Raw genomic sequence first — 18,166 nt, 5'->3', positions numbered from 1 at the left:
ATCAAAGGTGGGCAGGAAGCCCGCCACTTACCCCGCAACTATGTGCGGGTTGGCCGGGACAATCGTTCTTCGGGAAGCACATCTAAGGTCCAATAGACGCCATGTTCGGCCTTCCAATCAGAGGAGCCGGGGCGATAACGTTGACCCCATGCCATGAGGCGCTTTGTTGCTTTTCTCATTGGAGCCAGCCCCGCGCGATCCTGAAGGTCGAAATGCCGAGCCTCATAATCCGCGTCCTTTCCGAAGCGACGAAGGTCAGCGGAGGTGGTGCGAGAGCGCCAGCGGGTATCACGGAGGTGCACGCGCCGAACGTGATGCAGAATCTCAAACGCGCGGTTTTTCTGCTCGTCACTGAGACCATCAGCACCAAGGGACGGCAGCGGCCCTAGGCGCTCTGCAGGCTCGTCGTTCAAAACGGCTTCGAATGCAGTAGCGACCATATCGGCGACGTGTTGCTCGGCCTGCACAAAGCGGATTACCGTGATCGCCAAGCCTTCGACATGGTTGATGCCGCCAGTCCAACCAGCGAAAAAGTGGGCGTTAAGCTTACCAGAGGATTGGTACTCCTCGCCGGGCGCGTGGCTCCAGCAGTCAGAAAGACGGGGCACGTATTTGCCGAGCTGGAAATTCGCAGATTTCAGTTCTTCATCGCTCATCGATTCCGCGATTTTCTTCGCTTTCTGGCGGAGCGCCCTAGGTATTCCTTTGATCTCAATCTTATCACTATGACCGGCAGTCGGATCAAAGGCAGATGAGACAACTTTAAGGATGTCCTCCGCTGATGAACTTTCGCGGCGGATGGTCCCTTCCTTGACCTCCTTCTGCGTGGAGGAGAATAGCTCACCTAGGGGCGCTTCGAAACTCGCACGAATGGCGCAGGCAGCCAGCTGGAGTTCAAAAGCGCAGAAAAGAAGGAGTTGGCGGCTAACCACCTTCTCAAACTGCGACTGCCCCGGTCGCGCATTATCCGGCAGCGCGAACCAGAGTTCGACCGCCTTCCAGAAGCGGCCGCGTACGATCTCACGATAGATTTCCAGGCTGAGGCTCCGAATCTCCCAGAGTTCTTCCACGTGCTCTGACAACGAGAAACTTGGCGTGAGCAGTTCGATATAGTCCCGATCGCCCCCGGCATCGAGCAAGTGCCGGCAGTAATCGCCGAGATGCTCCTCCTGAGCCGGGATCACGTAAGTCGGCGCTACAGAAGGGCGTTTTTCGAAGGCACCCAACGGCACCTTCGCCAAGTCATCGATGCGGACGTCGAAGAGTTGCTCATGAGCAGCTCTCTTTCCTGACGAGCCATATCGATAATTTCGGAAGGTTTCGCTGAAAGCCTGCTCTACCGCTTCTGGGCGAAAGCCCTTTGACAGAGTGAACCCCCTATAATTCCATTGCGTTCGCCCACGTGTTCCTTTGGTTGGCATTAAATACTCCTCTATACTCTGAAAGTCTGAGGAGATTCATGATGCGCAATCGAGAATTCGGCAATTCCGTATGATTACGGAGGCCGAACCCTCGATCGGCTTAAGTCAGGCAATGCAATTCACAGAAAATTATCCCACGATGAGACAGAGGCCTTTCGATCGCGATCAGTGCCGAGCTTCAGATCCTTCTCACCCCAGCCAAATCGACCAAGCGATCGCGCCAGCACCAGCGCGTGGACATGAGGCGGGTTTGAACTTCCCTTGAGGTGCGGGGCATGGAGCACGACCATGATCGGAAGCCGCCGCTTCTCGACGTAGTGCTTCCACAACCAGCGCCTACAACGCTCGTAGGGGCCGTGTAGATTGAAGGCTTCGGGGAACCGCATCGTGACCTGAACGAGCACCGTTCCCTCATCGGCAGCCGCCTGCGCGTCGTAGTTGCGGACGAGGAAGTCGGGGTCGAGATATTCCTCCGGCGCGTCCTCGGGCAGTAACACCTCCACACGCGCAGCGGTGTCGACATCGCCCTCCTTCGCGCCAGGGCGGCGCTTGGCGATAAAGCGTGGAGCGAGGCTCTCCCGCTCTCCTGACCCGGGAGGCCAGTAGAAGCGGGCGTAGGTGAAGGCGTCTTCCGGTTTTCCTTTCCAGAATACTGCGAGTTCGATCGGCTCGTCGAACGAAGCGGCGGGCTTGGTCTTCGTGCCCATGCTTAGAACCACCCCTGAACGGCCACGCTGAGAAACTCAGCGCCGTGCTCGATCCCTCGCCAGCGATCGGCCCAGTCGAGATAGGGCGGTTCCTGCTCGACCCTGAGCCCAGACTGTTCGAGACGGATGCAGGGCCCCTCCCCGACCGTCGGGATGAGCCACGCCGTGCCGGTCGGCCGCGGGATCCACAGCTGGTACGCGCAGAACAGGCGATCATCTCCGATGACCTTGACGTCAAACGACGCCTGTCGGGGCCCTTCATGTGATCTGACGATGAGGAGGTCGCCAGTGACCGCTGCAGCGACCGCCATCGCTTCGCGCAGCACTAGAGGGCGCTGACAGCCCGTTCCGATGATCACGAGGTTCGCTTCTCCGAGGAAGAAGCTATTCTCGAGATAAGGAAACCAGTGCTGTGGTTCGAGGTCGACGTGACCGTCGACGAGCATTGTCGTGGCATACATCAGCCACTTCACCTTGGCGCGCGGTTCGGGGATCGGGTCGAGGGCGAGACGGGCGACGAAATCGGCTTGGGCTTGCATTTGCAAGTTCCTTCTTCTTGCTCGCGACAGCCAAGCCATTGGCCGCGAGTGCATATTTTCATTCAATTGGCTCAGCTACGTGAGTCCTTCCCTCGATTTGAGGCCGCAAGGCCGACCGCTTCCCGTTGAATTGACAATCTCATGGATCGGCCGACTTTGCGCCGACAGCGGATCATCCTCTTTCGGCGGGGGGATTGGAAACTAGCCTCCGAATACGTTCGGCCGCCACTGTCGGCTAACAACCGAATCCTCAACCTGGCAGAAATTTTAGGGCAAAGGAGGCCATTTCGGCTTCTTCACCAATTCTCCGACGACTTATATTTCTTACGCTCGGGTGTGCTGCATCTGCGCTGACGGACCTTCGCCGGGGGAGTGGGAGGCCTCTAGAAGGAGCGTCGCTCTCCGATCGCTTGCCTTGACGTAGGTTTGCATTCCGACTTTGATACTGGTGCCGAACCGGGGGAAGTATGACATCTACTACGGCTGACTCTTTGCGCATCGTTATCGGCGATCGGGGGGAGTCTCTGAAGTTACATGCGATCGACCGACCGCGAATTTTCGATTCGCGGCGCGGTTATACTTGTATTCGTCTCACGAGGTGAAAATGTCGCGTCCGCTTATGAACAAGTCCAATGCAGATTTATCGCGGATGGCGAATGAGCTGTCCGATAATGCTGCGGAACTCGACCTGATTTCCTTTGAGCTTAAGAGGCGTGATTCCAAGTCTGCGAGAGCTCTCAGAGGCGAGGTCGAGGCGCGTCTAGCGGCATTGAAAATTGGTTCGACGCCCGACGAAGTTCAAACAACTCCTGAAATCAAGAGCGACAGCGTGCAATGCTCGGTTTCAATAGCCGCCGACGTGGCAGAAAAGATTGGGTTTGTTTCGCACCAGAATTCTGTGCCTCCCCTAAGGTCCATCGCTCTGACGAACGATCAAGACGTCACACTCGAGAATCTTAGGCTTTCCCTTCGATCGGAACCGGACTTCCTAGAAAAGCGCGAATGGAAAATCGATCGCATCGGGCCGAACGATACGCTTCACATCAACGATCGCCGCGTCGAGATAAACGGTTCCTATACCCGCGGTCTAAGCGAAAGTGAGCGAGGACAGCTCATATTGGAACTCACCGATGAAGATGGTGAGCAGGTCGCCCAGGAGAAGTTCCCGGTTGAGCTTCTGGCCTATGATGAGTGGGGCGGGGCAACTGCAATGCCCGAACTCCTGGCGGCGTTCTCGATGCCGAATGATCCGTCGATTGATCGCCTTCTCAAGTCCGCCTCGGAAATCCTGCGCCGAGCTGGCAAAGATGGATCGATCGACGGGTATAAGTCCGGTGATCGCCGGCGCATCTACGAACTCGCATCAGCTATCTGGACTGCCGTATGCGATCTCGAGCTGAGCTATGCGGTTCCCCCCGCGAGTTTCGAGGAGCAGGGCCAGAAGGTACGCACGCCTGGCTCGGTGATGCGCGGACGGCTCGCGACCTGTCTCGACACTGCGCTCCTTTTCACGTCTGCGCTAGAACAGGCGGGTCTCCATCCGCTGATCGTGCTTACGAAGGGTCATGCCTTTGCAGGGCTGTGGCTCCAGCCCACTGAATTCGCCGATCTCGTCACCGATAGCGCGGGAAGCGTGCGCAACCGAATTGAGCTAGACGAGGTGATTGTTTTCGAAACGACCTTGGTCGCCGACAATCCTCCCGCGTGCTTCAGCGACGCGGTTGCCGAGGCCCGCCGCCAAATCGAGGCAATCACGTCCCCAGACTTTTTCACGCTTATCGATATTCATCGCGGCCGTATGCAGAAGCTACGACCGCTTTCCGTGTTCTCCGAAAAGCCTGATGATTCGGAGAGCGTTAGCAAGCGGTCGCATGCTCTGGATCTGGCCCCCCGCTCGCTCCCCAAATCATTTGACCTCGCTGACGGCGGGGCTGAGGAAGCGGACGCAGCCACCGACAAAATCATAGAATGGCAGCGAAAACTCCTCGACCTGACTGCTCGCAATCGCCTTCTGAATCTTCCGAAGCAAGGCTCGGTACTCGAGCTCGTCTGCCCCGATCCCGGGCGCCTTGAAGACCTGTTGGCTGATGGGAAGGACATCAAAATCCGGCCAGTGCCAGATCTGGAAATCGGCGGGCGCGATGTCGAACTACATCGTCAACGCAGTAAGGAAGACCTTCTTATCGAGCATGCGCGACAGGGGCTCGAAAGAGGTGAAATCTACAGTGAGCTCGACAAGAAGAAACTCGATGCTGCTCTGATCAAACTCTATCGCGCTGCGAAGTCTGACCTTGAAGAGGGTGGGGCAAATACGCTGTACCTCGCCATGGGTTTTCTTGAATGGAAGAAAGACCCGAGCGAGCAGAAAACCTATCGCGCGCCCCTCATCCTTCTTCCCGTCAGCCTAAAGCGTCGCAGCGCACGGGCAGATATGAAACTTTGCGCCCATAGCGATGACGCGCGCTTCAACATGACGCTGGTCGAGCTTTTGAAGGAGGATTTCGCTCTAGAGCTTCCCGGTCTGGACAGAGAGCTGCCCTCCGATGACAGCGGGATCGATGTTCATGGCGTTTGGAACCACGTTCGGCAAAAGATCAAAGACTCTTCGGGCTTCGAAGTCAGAAACGATATCGTTCTCGGTATCTTCTCCTTCTCCAAATATCTTATGTGGAAGGACTTGCGAGACCGAGCGGAGCAATTGAAACAAAACCGCGTCGTCCGGCATCTGATTGAAGGTGGGTCGCAAAGCTTCGCTTCCACGCTAAGTCCGGATCGCGAGCCAATGGTCGAAGCCAAGGTTTTGGACAAAGCCGTTCGCCCTGAAAACCTCTTCGCGCCTCTACCCGCAGACTCGTCGCAGCTCGCGGCCGTCGTCGCATCGGGGCAAGGCTACGACTTTGTTCTCGACGGCCCCCCGGGTACGGGCAAGTCCCAGACGATTGCGAACATGATTGCGCATAATCTCGCGCTGGGCAAACGAGTCCTTTTCGTCTCGGAAAAGCGCGCCGCGCTCGACGTTGTCTATCGGCGCCTCGAGGCGATTGGACTAGGGGAGTTTTGCCTCGAACTTCACTCGCATAAAAGCGCGAAGAGCGAAGTCATTCGCCAGTTGGACGAAGCTTGGAACGCGCGAGGCGCTTTGTCGCCTGAGGAATGGTCGAACGAAACCCAACGACTTGAGCAACTTCGCGATCAGCTTAACGTGGTCGCGGGCGCCCTTCATAAGCAATATTCCAACGGAATGACCGTGCATGACGCGGTCTGGCGTTCAATCCGCGACGACGATGAGCTGGTCCCTGCTCTGGAATGGCCAGCATCGACAGAGCATTCTCAACACGAGGTCGAGGCTTTCAAGCAATCCGTTAGGATGCTTGAGCTTACTTTTCAGGACCTGAGAGCAGTCGATCCGTTGGTGATCGAGAATGTCGAGCTGACCGAATGGAGTAATGTCGCTCAAGCCAGCTTGGTTGCGGTCGCGAAAGAATTAACGAAAGCCAACAGAGAGCTATCGAAAATCGTGCCCCAATTCTGCAAGGCGAGTGGTCTACCGTTCGCCATTGAATGCTTCGCAGAGGCGGCCGATGCAAAGGAGGTGATCTCCGATATCGGTTCGATGGCGGGCGCCGACTTGAAGTTTGCGTTCGAACCCAACAGCCGGGAGATCATCGAGGCGATCAACGCTTATGCAACGGGCCTGCAAGACTATCGGGACCTTCGAGCTGAGCTGAGCACAGAGTATGGCCTTGAAGCCGAAGGCGACATCGATACGGCGGCTTTCTCCAGATCGTGGGGTGAGGCTGGCGAGAGGTTTTGGTTTTTTGAGGACCTGGCCAAAAGGAAAATCATCCGCGAGCTCGGCGCCGCAGGGAAAACCTCTGCAAGGCCGGACCCGGGAAAAGATCTCCCGATCCTTGAACGACTGAGAACGAAGCGCGCGGGGCTGGAGGTATTTGGCGCAAAGCTTGCGAAGGCCTCAATTTCGGTCGGTCTCAATAGCGACCCGAGCGAACTGTTCCGGATGGCGGATCTAGCGCGCATTGCCAAAAAAACCATTCAGCGCAGCGCATCAAATGCAGACGACCTTTCCAGATGGAATACGCAGCTTCGAAAACTGATCGTTGATGCCAATGACTTGCTGCATGAGGGCAGCCATCTCTCACATATCATTGGCGACTTTCGCGAAGCGATCCAAAACTGGTCGGCGTCGGAACAGCGATTCCTAGAAATCGGCGGAACGTCGTTAGCCGATCGGTCCTTTTCGGATGTTGACAGCATTCTCGAGGCGATCGGTTCGAATTCTCGGGCGCTGCAGAGCATTTGCCATTGGAATAAGGCAAAGCGCGAAGCTGAAAGCAGTGGTCTGGGGCAGTTGGTCGAGCTGATTGAAGGTGGCTTGCCTGAAGGCGTGGCAGTGCCGCTGTTCGAAACAGCTTACGCGAAATGGTTCGCAACGTGGGCGATCGATGGTGAGCCACTGCTACGCCAATTCAATGCCCGGATCCATGAAGATGCCATCGACAGATTTAGAGCGCAGACAGACGCCGTTCAGGACCTGACGTCGAAGATCGTTCGGGCACGGCTTTGCTCGAATTTGCCTGAACCAGGCGACGTCGCTCGGAAATCCGGTTTCGGCATTCTCAAGCATGAGATTGCGAAGAAACGGAGGCATAAGGCGGTACGCCAGCTGGCGGAAGAGATGGGAGAGGATTTTACCAAGCTGGCACCATGCATGCTGATGAGCCCCCTGAGCATCGCGCAGTACCTACCGGCCGATCAGGCGCTTTTCGATATCGTCATTTTCGATGAAGCCTCGCAGATTACGCCCTGGGACGCCGTCGGCTCTATCGCGCGCGGCCGACAACTAGTATTGGCCGGTGACGACAAGCAAATGCCGCCTACCAACTTCTTCACAAAGGGCACAGCCGTTGCGATCGATGACGATCTCGGGGATCTCGATAGTATTCTGGAAGAATGCCAAGGAGCCGGAATACCGCCGAGGAGCTTGAACTGGCACTATCGGAGCCGCCACGACAGCCTGATAGCCTTCAGTAACTCGCGCTACTACGGCAATAATCTCGTCACTTTCCCCGCACCCGAGACTCGCGCAAGTGCGGTATCGTGGCGTCGGGTTGACGGCATTTACGCCAAGGGCCGCGGTCAGACCAACGCGATCGAGGCCAAGGCCATCGTCGAGGAAGTAAAATCTCAGCTTTCTGGCGTGAAGCCGGGGGCGAAGACACTCGGTGTCGTAACGCTTAACAGCCAGCAGCAGGAACTCATTCTGGATCTGCTCGAAACCGAGCGGTCTCGCAACGCGGCGTTGGACGCCCACTTTTCGGATGACCTCGAAGAGCCGATTTTCGTAAAAAATCTGGAGACTGTCCAAGGTGACGAGCGCGACATTATCATTCTTGGCGTGACCTTTGGTCCGATCGAGCCCGAGGCGCAGTCAATGTCGATGAACTTCGGACCGCTCAACCGTGATGGCGGCGAACGACGCCTGAACGTTGCAATCACACGAGCTCGGCAGGAAATGATCCTCTTCACTAGCTTCGACGCCAGTATGATCGATCTGAGCCGTACAAGTGCCACCGCTATTCGTGATCTGAAGCACTTCATCGAATATGCCGATAAAGGTCCGCGTGCGCTCGCTGAAGCACATCAGGGCTCGGTCGGAGCGACAGAATCGCCGTTTGAAGATGCTGTGAAAGCGATGCTGGAGAAACGCGGCTGGATCACCCGTCCTCAGATTGGTGTTTCGAGCTACCGCATCGACCTGGGGGTTGTGCACCCCGATCGACCCGGGGACTTCTTGGCTGGAATCGAATGCGATGGGGCTATGTATCACAGCGCGTTGACGGCCCGCGACCGAGACAAGGTTCGACAGGCTGTACTTGAGGGATTGGGATGGAGGATCTTGAGGATCTGGTCGACCGATTTCTGGATTGATGCAGACAAGGCAATAGAGCGCGTTCACGAAAGACTCATGGACCTTCTTGAGCTGGGTCGAGAAGGTGAGATCGCCGCGAGTGAACTAAATGGGCGTCAATACTCAGATGCAACAGATAGCGCCTTGGTTGAAACCGAGAATGCAGATGATCCCGAAGAGCGTTCGGATGAGCCAGTCACGACAGCAAGCCGTGAGGAAAGCGCAGGAGAAAATGTCGAAACAACCTTAAACGACGACGCGCTATTCGCTCGCCGTGAATCAGAGTTTCAATCGAGCCCCTCAGAAGCCGTTCGAACGGAGTATCGCCGGGCAGACCTCGTATCATTTACCGACCAGCTGGAGCCCGATCGTTTTCATGATGTTCTCTATACACCGGTCTTGAAAGGGATGATCTCTGCCATTGTTGAGGTAGAGGCCCCAATTCAGCTTTCGTCGCTGTCGACCCGTATCGCGCGCGCGCACGGATTTATGCGCACGGGCGGTCAAATCATGGCTCGCATCCGGAAGATCGCAAAATCAGTCGCTCATCTCACGACAGAAGCCAGTGGTGCGGAGGTTATTTGGGCACGAGAAAGTGATGAGGGGCAGCTCTCAACCTGGCGCATTCCAACCGACGACGATGAAAAGCGGCCGATTGAGGAAATCCCGGACGCGGAACTACGAGTGGCAGGGCGCTATTATGGGGATGAAGACGATCCCGCAAAGGCTATTGCAGAGGCATACGGCTTTTCTCGTTTGCGGGCTCCATCAAGGCGACGGATCGAGGGCGCTTTGAGGATTTGATGTCGCGTTTTGGGCCGATAGCCGACTGTCCGTTCTTGGAGGCGGTTCCCGAGAAATCAGCCGCTCGAGCCCGCATCATTCCTAATGTCCGCTAACGACCCCATTGCGGACATCAGGCTCATGTGGTGATCTGATGCCATAGCTGTTCCTAAGGAGCCACGTGGGTATTTCTAGAATTTTACCTGTTTCTCTTTCGGTGTCATTTTGCTTGTGCGCCTGTGCTAAAGGCTCTTCCAGCCGGACGCTATGACCGACGGATTTTGCGCCTCGCCTTCTTGGCACCCGACATCCAGCAGGAAATTCTCGATGGCAGGCAGTCACCGAAACTCACGCTTGAGGCGCTAATCCGCACCCCACCTTCCCTAGAATGGGGTGCTCAGCGCAGGATGGTGGCGGAACTCTAGCTTCTTCCTGTTTTGAGCCAAAAACACCTGATCATGCCGAACAAATGCCCTGATAATGCCAAATCCGACCCCTGTTCTTCCAAATAACAGGCGGAGGGCTTCCTGACATGGCGATCGGCGGAAAACTCTGAAAAATCTCCAGTCCGCTCCAGCGGACGCCGGCGGAGCGGCCTGTTTTTCCTGTTCTTATGCGCGTTTTTCCCTGTTCCGCAGGAAACGGTACCGAATGCATCACTGAAGGAGACGCGCCGGCGCAATTCGGCCGCATTATCCCCACAGGTATCGCAAAGACGCTGCGGTTACTCCCAGATCTGTTCGAAAAAGCGCCCAAGTCCGCGGACTTCCGCTAGGGCGTCGCCGAGAGAGATTCGTGCGTGAAGTAAATGGCGGTGCTGTCAGACGCAGTCGCACTTTCCTCACTTTGCGCGCAGCTCGGTCTTCGATGCACGCGTCCAGTCCATGACCAGCTGCCACTCGGCCAATGCACCGGAGCAGCATTGGTCGTAGATCAAATGAGCAAAGAGGCGACGTTCGCCGACTTTATCCGCCAAGACCCCTACAATGCTCTCAATCTTTCCGTGAGTGTCCAACGGATATGCGCGGATCCGTTCACCCGCAGCCGCCGATCTCGGCGGCCAACGGCAAGGCGGATCTCGTGCATCTCGGCGCGGTCGGAGCGAGGCCCGTTGCTCGTCAACGCCCGATGACCGCCCCCCTGTGGAAGGCGCCCTCCTACCTTGTCGCTTTTCCCCGGCAATGCCAGACGGTGGCAAGGAAGGGGCCTTATGGCGAAGCAATGACCGAAAGCGCGCGCATCTTGCTCGTAGAAGACGAGCCTACCCTCGCAACGCAGATTGCAGCCGGCCTGCGCCGCGAGGCGTGGGTGGTCGATCATGTGGGCTGCCTGTCCGATGCCATCGAAGCCCTTCTGACGGCGTCCTTTCGCCTCATCCTCCTTGATCGTAGACTGCCCGATGGGGACGGCCTGGCGCTGGTGAAGGTCGCAAAGTCGCGGCCCTCGCCGCCAGCAATCATATTCCTCACCGCCAGGGACCAGATCGAAGATCGGGTCGAAGGCCTGGATGCCGGTGCCGAGGATTATCTGGTCAAGCCGTTCGCCCTCAATGAATTGCTCGCGCGCGTGCGAGCAGCGTGTCGTCGTCAACCGCAGGGCATGGCCGATCATCGAATTACGGTGGGACGGCTCGCCTTCGTGCCAACGACGAGGGAAGTCGAAATCGCGGGACGGCCGATCAGATTGCCACGGCGCGAATTGCTGCTCCTCGAATTGCTCGCGGCACGCGCTGGCCGGGTCGTGCAGCGTGATCGTCTCGATGCCGAAATCTACGGATTTGAAACGAACGTCTCGTCCAACGCCCTGGAAACCCATGTCTCGAGATTGCGTCGCCGATTGGTGGATCTCGAAGCAGGCGCGACCATCGTCACGGTTCGCGGGGTCGGTTACATGCTGCGCCCGCTATGACCCGTCATCCCTCGTTAAAGCGGCGTGCGGCAGCCGTCCTTGTCGGTATTTACGCCGTCATCATCGTCGGCGGCTTCTCGATTGCGACCACAACCAGTCTCTCCGTCGAGGGCCAGGACCATCATGCCGGCCCCGCGATCGCGCTCGCGCGGCTTCTGCCCGATGTTCGCTTTATCGACGGTCAGCTGCGTCTTCCTCGCAAATCGGACTTTGCCGCATTCGCCAGCCGTAATCCGGCACTTTGGGTCGTCGCCAATGATGGAGAAACCACCTTCACGTTTGGCACGCCGCCGACCTCGCTCGGTCCGGTAATCAATGGAATTGCAGGCGATTTTTCCGGGGGCCGTTTCCACGTCCCGGGAGAGCCACGGCCGCTGTCCGATGCCATATTGGATCGACGCGGCGATTATTTGTTCGTGGTGGGAGGCGTCGACCCCGACGATGTGACCGCCCCCGATGCGCTCTACTTCTTTCTGGGCGAAGGTCTGTTCGCGGGCCTCGCGATCCTGGCCGGCCTGGGGCTGCTGGCCACGCTTGCCGCGCTTCCCGTCATCACCGCGGCGGTGCGTCCCGCCGTGGAGGATGCGATGCGTGTGGGGCCTTCCACACCGGAACATCGCATTGGCGAGGCAAGGACGCCAAGCGAACTTCTCCCGCTGGTTCGCGGCTTCAATGACGCTCTTGATCGGCTTGCCAACGATATCATGCGCCGCAAACGGTTCATGTCCGACGTCGCGCACGAATTGCGCACGCCCCTTGCCATCCTATCGCTCCAGATCGACGCGTTGCCCGACAATTCTCAAAAGGCCGAGATCGAACGCGGGGTGGCCCGCATGACAAATCTCGTCGCCCAGATGCTCGACATCGAACGCCTCTCCCAAGAAGCGCAAAGCGCGCGACTGTCGACCTCGCTGGTTCAACTGGCGCGGGACGCCGTGTCCGAAATGGCTCCGCTGGCCAGTGCCTCGGGTTATGACATCGCGTTCGTCGCGCCTGAAGCCGATGTCGCGGTTTGTGGCGACCCGCTGATATTGAAACGCGCGCTTCTCAACCTCATCGGCAATTCCATCGCCCACGGCGGCAATGTCGGCGAGATCAGCGTCGTCGTCAGCGGATGTGGACAGATCGACGTCATCGACGAGGGTCCCGGTGTACCCCGTGACTTTCATGACAGTCTGTTCGAGCCATTTCGCCGCGAGCGCTGGGACCGGGACGGTTGCGGGCTCGGCCTCCACCTCACGCGCGAGATTATGCGATCTTTCGGCGGCGATGCGACCTTCGTCCCCATGCCGCGCGGTGCCACCTTCCGGCTCGAATTTCTCCGACCGGCCCCGACCGAAGACGACGCCCCCTAGCCAAGGCTGCAAAGAAGCGCCCGCGCGCCGTCACCAGTTGGCCGCTGGATTGATGAAGTCCAACCGATAGAGGAGGTAGGCGATGGCGCAGGCTCCCACGACGGCTGGCAGTTTTGTCACGAGCACCGACAGCTTGCCCCGATGCCGGAGCGCGAAGACGGTCGAGAGCAGCGCCGTGCCGGCGGCTGGCGCGGTCGCGATCGCAAGCCCTGCCATCAATGCCCTGAGGGCCGCCGGGGCATCGAGCAGGTTGGCAGGATTGTGCGCGATCGAAATCGCGAACACCCCCCAGCCCGCCAGGCAACCGAAGAAGACGATAAACGCGTGGCGCCCGATCTTGTCGGACCTCGTAACCGTCGAGGGCGATTGGCCTCTCGCTGTTGCTCGGTGTCGCAAGCGCCGCGCCATGGCAGCGAACATCGCCAGCAGCAGCAAAGCGATCGCACCCTTTAACAGTGGCTCGACCCAGTGGATGTAGGCGGGCGCGGGCTCATAGACGGCGGCCGGGTAGATCAGCCAGCTGGCGACGCGGCGCACCGCTCCATCTGCATCGCGTTCGACCCGCAGTTCGATCCCCGTCTTCTCCTCGCGCCATCGGTCCTTTCCGGCAGGCAGCCAGTAAAGTGCCTTTCCGCTATAGAGCGTTGCCAGGCCGCCACCCCGATCCCGGTAGACATCGAGCGTGTCCATGAGGGCATTGAACATCATTGGCCCGCGCTGCTGCCGACGCGTGGACACGAAACGTCCCTCGAACGAATGATCCTTTGCTCCCGCGGCCGCTGCGGGCTGCGCCGGCGTCGCGGGCGCGACCAGCGTGTCGATCACGTCGATGAGAAGGTCGTTGCGGATCGCACGCCCGGCATCGTTGGGACCGGGCGCGTTGAAAACGAAATAATAGCCAAGCCCATACTCGGGGAGAAACTGGAGATCGGTGACAAGGCTGGACATGTTGCCCGCATGCCCGGCAAAACGCACCCCGCGATAATCGCCGACCAGAAGCCCGAGCCCGAAGCCTCCGTCGAGACCTCGAGCGAGGGGCTTCTCGATCCTCGTCATCTTGCCAAGAGACTTGGGGTCGATCACCCGTCCGCCCGGCCCTCGACCATCACTGCTGAGCATCGCCAATAATTGGCCCATGTCGGAGGGGGTTGCACTCAACGACCCCATAGGAGGGAGCGGGGTCACTCTGAACTCGACCGGCCGGTTCGACCCGGGTCGATAAGTCGATACCAATGCGTCCCGCAGTCTGGGTTCCGGGGGCTGCGCGACACTCGAGCGAGTCATTCCCAAGGGACGGAAAAGACGATCGGCCACCAGCGCATCCCACGATCGGCCATCGATCCGCTGGACGATATATCCGGCCAGTGCGGTGCCGTAATTGGAATAGGCTGTGGTCGTGCCGGGGGAATAGACGCGGTCCGGCACATTGTCGCGCAGTACTGCCGGGTATGGCCGGGAAAGATCGCTCGACAGAACGCCGTGAAACCGGTCGGCGAACCCCGCACTATGGGTCATCAGGTGACGCATCGTGATGGGTCGCCCGAACGTCGGTTCGATGTCGAAATCGAGATAGTCGTTGATATCGCGGTCTAACTCGATCTTCCCGCGTTCGACGTCCTGCATCACGAGCGTCCAGACGAGGAGCTTCGAAATGGAAGCGGCCCTGAAGAGGTCGCCGTCGGGATCGACGGGTCGACCTGTCGCAAGGTCGGCTACCCCATAACCTTCCTTGAGGAGGATCTCGCCGTCGCGCACGACGACGATCGCGCCGCCCGGAAAGGAATAGCGCTGCATCGCCTCGCGCATCGAGCGATCAAAGAAGGCGACGACCTCTTGATCGGTGGCGTGAAGCAATCGGGTCGTTTGCTGCTGCGAGGCCGCGGCGCTGGGACTCGTGGCGAGACAGCAAAGGAGGATCGTCCAGCAGCCTCTCAGCATCGCGAAAACGTCCCTCATCGCCGCACCGCCCGCGCCCCGATGGCCGGGACCAGCAGTATATTTTCTTCGGGAAAGCGGAAGGTCGCTCCGCTTGTCGGATCGATGAAGCGCCCATCGGCCGCGGGGCGTACGATCGACCGGCGCCCGTCGGGTGTCTCGATGGCTAGCATCTCGCCGTCCTCGACGACACGGATTGACAGTGATTGGCCGCTGCGGGACGTGAAATCATAGTCGCCCATGAGCGCGGTCCGGTCCCATCCGGCAGCTAGCGGCTCGACGACCTCGTGAAAGCGATCGGGCCAATGATATTCTTCGGCGATCGCTCGGAGGATCTCCTGCATGACCGGCGGCGCGGCGTCCGAATTGGTCAAGATGACAGCGCCCTTGCGCGCCTGGGGAAAGCCTATCATCAGCGCCTTGAAACCGGGATTGCTGCCGGAATGCATGAAGCGGAAGGTATCACCCTCCCCTTCGAGGACGAGGCCAAGGCCCGACGCATTGCCCCCTGGTGTCTCGAAAGGCTTTCCATCTGTGTCCGATTGAGGCGTCAGCATCTGCTGGGCGATGGTCGAATTTTCTTCATTCATCAGCCAGGCGACGAACCGGCCCATGTCGGCGGCGGTCGACCACAAGCCGGCCGCCGCTGCTTCGGGAAAGTCGTGATGACCACCGGGGATCGGGTTGCCCTGCGCATCGGTTCCGCTCGCCAGACAGTCGTCGGCGACGAGACGGTCGGGCGCGTTGAAGCTGCTCGCCGTCATGCCGGCGCTGTGAAACAGGGTCGAGCGCGCAAGCTGTTCGAGAGACGTGCCCGCATTATTTTCCAGTGCCTGTTGCAGCAGCACGTAGCCGCCTCCCGAATATCGTACGGCGGCGCCCGCAGGCATATCCTGCCGGATGGGAGCGGAGTTGGCCGGCGCTTCTCCGGCGATCACCTGCGCCAGCGTGGGCTGCGCTTCATCCACGGCATAACCGCGAAACCCATGGACCGTGATCCCACCGCTATGCGACAACAGTTGCGCCAAAGTCGGCGGCTGCAGGTCGGGATCCTGCGCGATGACGTCCCGGATCTCCGGCGCGAGCGGGCCATGCAGGTCGGCCCGTCCCTCTTGTGCAAGCTGCACCGTCAGCGCGGCCGTCACCGGCTTGCTGAGCGACCCCACTTGAAAGCGGATCGGGCATGCCGGAGCCTCCTTGGCGCTGCTGTGGAAGGTCTGGGCGAGGACGAGCGATCCGTCCTCGATGATCGCGACGGAAAGCATTGGAATTTGAAGGTCGACCATCCGTTGCTGAAGCGAACGGCCCGGAGGCGGATCATCGGAAAATGACACCGGCCCCGTCAGACGGGCAGTGAAGTCAGGCTGTGCCAGGATTGGTCCTGCGGACGAGAGGAGACCGACGACCGTGACGAGGGCGAAAAGACGAAGTCGCATGCAATAACTCCTGCTGAGATCATGCTGCTTCTGGCACCCTTAGCTGTCGACAGGCTGATGGCGCTGGACCGATCGCGCAAGGCTGTCGCAAGCTTTGATCTTGCGACCGCCGGCAAGATCAATCGTCACCCTGAATGACGGCCACGGACAGGACAGGATGGCAACGGTTCCTCGGCGACTGGCTGGCCAACGCCGCTTCCTTCCACGCCTCAGAAATCGGCCGAGAGAACCAGTTGGATGCGCCGCGCGGCGGTAAATCTGAACGCCGAGCTCGACGACACGTCCCACGAATAATCGTTGAAGAGGTTGGTCACCTGTCCCCGAAGGGTCATCGGGACCGCCCCTGCGAACCGATATCGCGCGCCGATATCGACCGTGGTCCGCTGATCGGTGCGAAGCTGGCGATCACCAAGGTCTTCATAGGGGAGCAGGCTGGCGATTTGCCCAGCGGACGAATTGATGCCGGTGTCGAGCGATAATTGCTCCAGAAACGGCAGTCGGTAGTCGATATTCACCCGCACCACGCGCGGTGAAATTCCGACCGGTTTGGGGCCGATGATGCCAAGGTCGGCGGCCTCGCCCGTCACTTCGGCATCTAGCAGCACCGCACCGCCGACGAAATTGAGTCCTTCCAGCGGGCTCCCCGCGAGCGAGACCTCGATCCCCCGGTGACGAACGATGCCGAGCTCGCGATAGACGCGGTCCGCGTCGAGATTGAAATAGGGCTTCTGCACATCGAACAGCCCGGCGACCAGCGTGAGGTCGGGCGTCAGCGCGTAGCGGATGCCGGCGTCCCGCTGACGGGTGAGGAGGGCGGGCGGCGGTTCGTTCCTATTGACCGCGTTCACCGGGGCCGCGCTACTATCTTCAAGCCCGCGGGTCACGCCGCCATAAATGACGAGCCGATCGGACAATTGAGCCGCGAGCGCCGCGTTGTAAAGCCACGGGGCGGCAGTAGTGGTCAGTGTCTCACGCGATGGGTCCGTAAAGACCGTCGTCTTGCGATAATCCGTTTTCTGCACACCAAGGCTCAACTCGCCAATGCCAAGCCAGCGCAAGGCGTAGCCGAGCGATCCCGTGACCTGCCGCACCTCGTCGCGGGTTTGCGCCCCGAACTGGAACCGGGGCGCAGGCAGCGGCTGTCTCTCGCCGATCACGAACGCGCCGAGATCGCGAACGTCCGCCCCTCCGAAGCGGCGCGCTGTCTGTCGGCCACGAGCCCCGAGATGGATTAAATGCCGCCGACTGCCCTCGGTGAAGGTATGGGATGACCGCAATTCGCCAGATGGCGACCTCGCGCTCGTGTCGTCGCTCGTGACGACCAGTCGGCGCGCCGACCCGTCGGGCTGGACCTCGCGGTACAGTTCGCTCATGTCGCGATCGAGATAGCCTTCGGCAAAGAACAGGCCGCCCCTGAGGCGCCATCGGGGGTTCAGGTCGAGCCCCCCGATGGCGCCCATAACCTGCGCCGAAATGTCTGATTTGACCCAGTCGAGCCCGAAGTCGCGCCGCTCGATCTGCGGCGGCAGATAGGGCCCATCGACGAAGATTGCGCCGACATCGCGATCGTCGCTGATCTGCAGGCGACCGTAAAAGGCCTTGAGCGAACTTGTCGCGGACGGCTTGAGATCGAGGACCGCGCCCGCCTGCAATATGGTCCCATCGATGCCCGGAAAATTCTCTTCGTCCTTGTAGCTCACGCCTCCCGCAAGCCCGCCGCTCGCGCCGAAGAGAGGCAGCTTCACATCGAGCGACACGCCTCGCGTCGCGAGGGGACCGATCTGGCCGACCGCGCTGGCCACGGTGCGTGATCCGACGTCGCGCAGCGTATAATCGGCGATCCCGGTCGGCGCGAGAAAGGGATATCCTTGCGCAGTGAGGCCGACGCGGATCGCCGATCCGCTGACGAACCGGCTCGTCAGGCCGCCGTGTTGGGTGATCGACAACCCCTCGATGCGAATGTTGCCGGCGCTAGTCGGGCTGAAGCCCCGCACTTCCCCCGCGCTGTACAGGCCGATTTTCTCGTCGCCCACGCTCGTGCCGAAGGCGTCATCGGCTTCCTCGACCGCATTCTCGTCCGCCCGTTGCGCCTTGGCGGCGTCCGTGACGATCATGTTGACCGCGATAGCGGTAAGGATTGCGCTCCGGTGCAT

Annotated in this window: 9 protein-coding genes; 3 read left to right on the top strand and 6 right to left on the bottom strand. The window is 59.6% G+C overall.

What is annotated here, in order from left to right:
• Positions 1–38: 38 nt before the first annotated feature.
• The 3 genes from NUW51_RS02605 to NUW51_RS02595 all read right to left on the bottom strand — a co-directional run bounded on the left by NUW51_RS02605 (position 39) and on the right by NUW51_RS02595 (position 2,667).
• Complete coding sequence (locus tag NUW51_RS02605) at positions 39–1,421, bottom strand: hypothetical protein (protein ID WP_265562484.1); 1,383 nt, start codon at positions 1,419–1,421, stop codon at positions 39–41.
• 119 nt (positions 1,422–1,540) lie between these two features.
• Entirely contained in the window at positions 1,541–2,128 is a 588-nt protein-coding gene (locus NUW51_RS02600; protein WP_265562482.1) for a hypothetical protein, read from the bottom strand.
• Positions 2,129–2,130: 2 nt separating this feature from the next.
• Entirely contained in the window at positions 2,131–2,667 is a 537-nt protein-coding gene (locus NUW51_RS02595) for a hypothetical protein (protein WP_265562480.1), read from the bottom strand.
• Positions 2,668–3,271: 604 nt separating this feature from the next.
• Here NUW51_RS02595 and NUW51_RS02590 point away from each other — a divergent pair.
• The 3 genes from NUW51_RS02590 to NUW51_RS02580 all read left to right on the top strand — a co-directional run bounded on the left by NUW51_RS02590 (position 3,272) and on the right by NUW51_RS02580 (position 12,642).
• A complete protein-coding gene (locus NUW51_RS02590) occupies positions 3,272–9,400 on the top strand; it encodes a DUF3320 domain-containing protein (RefSeq protein WP_265562478.1) in 6,129 nt (2,042 codons plus the stop codon).
• A 1,200-nt stretch (positions 9,401–10,600) separates the two neighbouring features.
• On the top strand, positions 10,601–11,287 hold the full coding sequence (locus NUW51_RS02585) for a response regulator transcription factor (RefSeq protein ID WP_265562476.1): 687 nt from the start codon (positions 10,601–10,603) through the stop codon (positions 11,285–11,287).
• On the top strand, positions 11,284–12,642 hold the full coding sequence (locus tag NUW51_RS02580) for a sensor histidine kinase (protein ID WP_265562474.1): 1,359 nt from the start codon (positions 11,284–11,286) through the stop codon (positions 12,640–12,642). The genes NUW51_RS02585 and NUW51_RS02580 overlap by 4 nt, the downstream gene beginning before the upstream one ends.
• A 30-nt stretch (positions 12,643–12,672) precedes the next feature.
• Here the strand turns inward: NUW51_RS02580 and NUW51_RS02575 are convergent, their stop codons facing one another.
• From NUW51_RS02575 to NUW51_RS02565, 3 genes are all read right to left on the bottom strand, one after another.
• Positions 12,673–14,598, bottom strand: coding sequence for a serine hydrolase domain-containing protein (locus NUW51_RS02575; protein ID WP_265562472.1), 1,926 nt, complete (start codon positions 14,596–14,598; stop codon positions 12,673–12,675).
• Entirely contained in the window at positions 14,595–16,013 is a 1,419-nt protein-coding gene (locus NUW51_RS02570; RefSeq protein WP_265562470.1) for a serine hydrolase domain-containing protein, read from the bottom strand. The genes NUW51_RS02575 and NUW51_RS02570 overlap by 4 nt, the downstream gene beginning before the upstream one ends.
• A gap of 209 nt (positions 16,014–16,222) precedes the next feature.
• Positions 16,223–18,166, bottom strand: a complete 1,944-nt coding sequence (locus NUW51_RS02565; RefSeq protein ID WP_265562468.1) for a TonB-dependent receptor domain-containing protein — start codon at positions 18,164–18,166, stop codon at positions 16,223–16,225.

This window comes from Sphingomicrobium arenosum, assembly GCF_026157085.1.
Lineage (GTDB): Bacteria > Pseudomonadota > Alphaproteobacteria > Sphingomonadales > Sphingomonadaceae > Sphingomicrobium > Sphingomicrobium arenosum.
This window is presented reverse-complemented; position numbering and strand designations above follow the sequence as displayed.

What these genes read in the sequence shown, in the direction of transcription:
- NUW51_RS02605 (WP_265562484.1), bottom strand. Translation starts at nt 1,421, where the DNA reads ATGCCAACCAAAGGAACACGTGGGCGAACGCAATGGAATTATAGGGGG.
- NUW51_RS02600 (WP_265562482.1), bottom strand. Translation starts at nt 2,128, where the DNA reads ATGGGCACGAAGACCAAGCCCGCCGCTTCGTTCGACGAGCCGATCGAA.
- NUW51_RS02595 (WP_265562480.1), bottom strand. Translation starts at nt 2,667, where the DNA reads ATGCAAGCCCAAGCCGATTTCGTCGCCCGTCTCGCCCTCGACCCGATC.
- NUW51_RS02590 (WP_265562478.1), top strand. Translation starts at nt 3,272, where the DNA reads ATGTCGCGTCCGCTTATGAACAAGTCCAATGCAGATTTATCGCGGATG.
- NUW51_RS02585 (WP_265562476.1), top strand. Translation starts at nt 10,601, where the DNA reads ATGACCGAAAGCGCGCGCATCTTGCTCGTAGAAGACGAGCCTACCCTC.
- NUW51_RS02580 (WP_265562474.1), top strand. Translation starts at nt 11,284, where the DNA reads ATGACCCGTCATCCCTCGTTAAAGCGGCGTGCGGCAGCCGTCCTTGTC.
- NUW51_RS02575 (WP_265562472.1), bottom strand. Translation starts at nt 14,598, where the DNA reads ATGAGGGACGTTTTCGCGATGCTGAGAGGCTGCTGGACGATCCTCCTT.
- NUW51_RS02570 (WP_265562470.1), bottom strand. Translation starts at nt 16,013, where the DNA reads ATGCGACTTCGTCTTTTCGCCCTCGTCACGGTCGTCGGTCTCCTCTCG.
- NUW51_RS02565 (WP_265562468.1), bottom strand. Translation starts at nt 18,166, where the DNA reads ATGCACCGGAGCGCAATCCTTACCGCTATCGCGGTCAACATGATCGTC.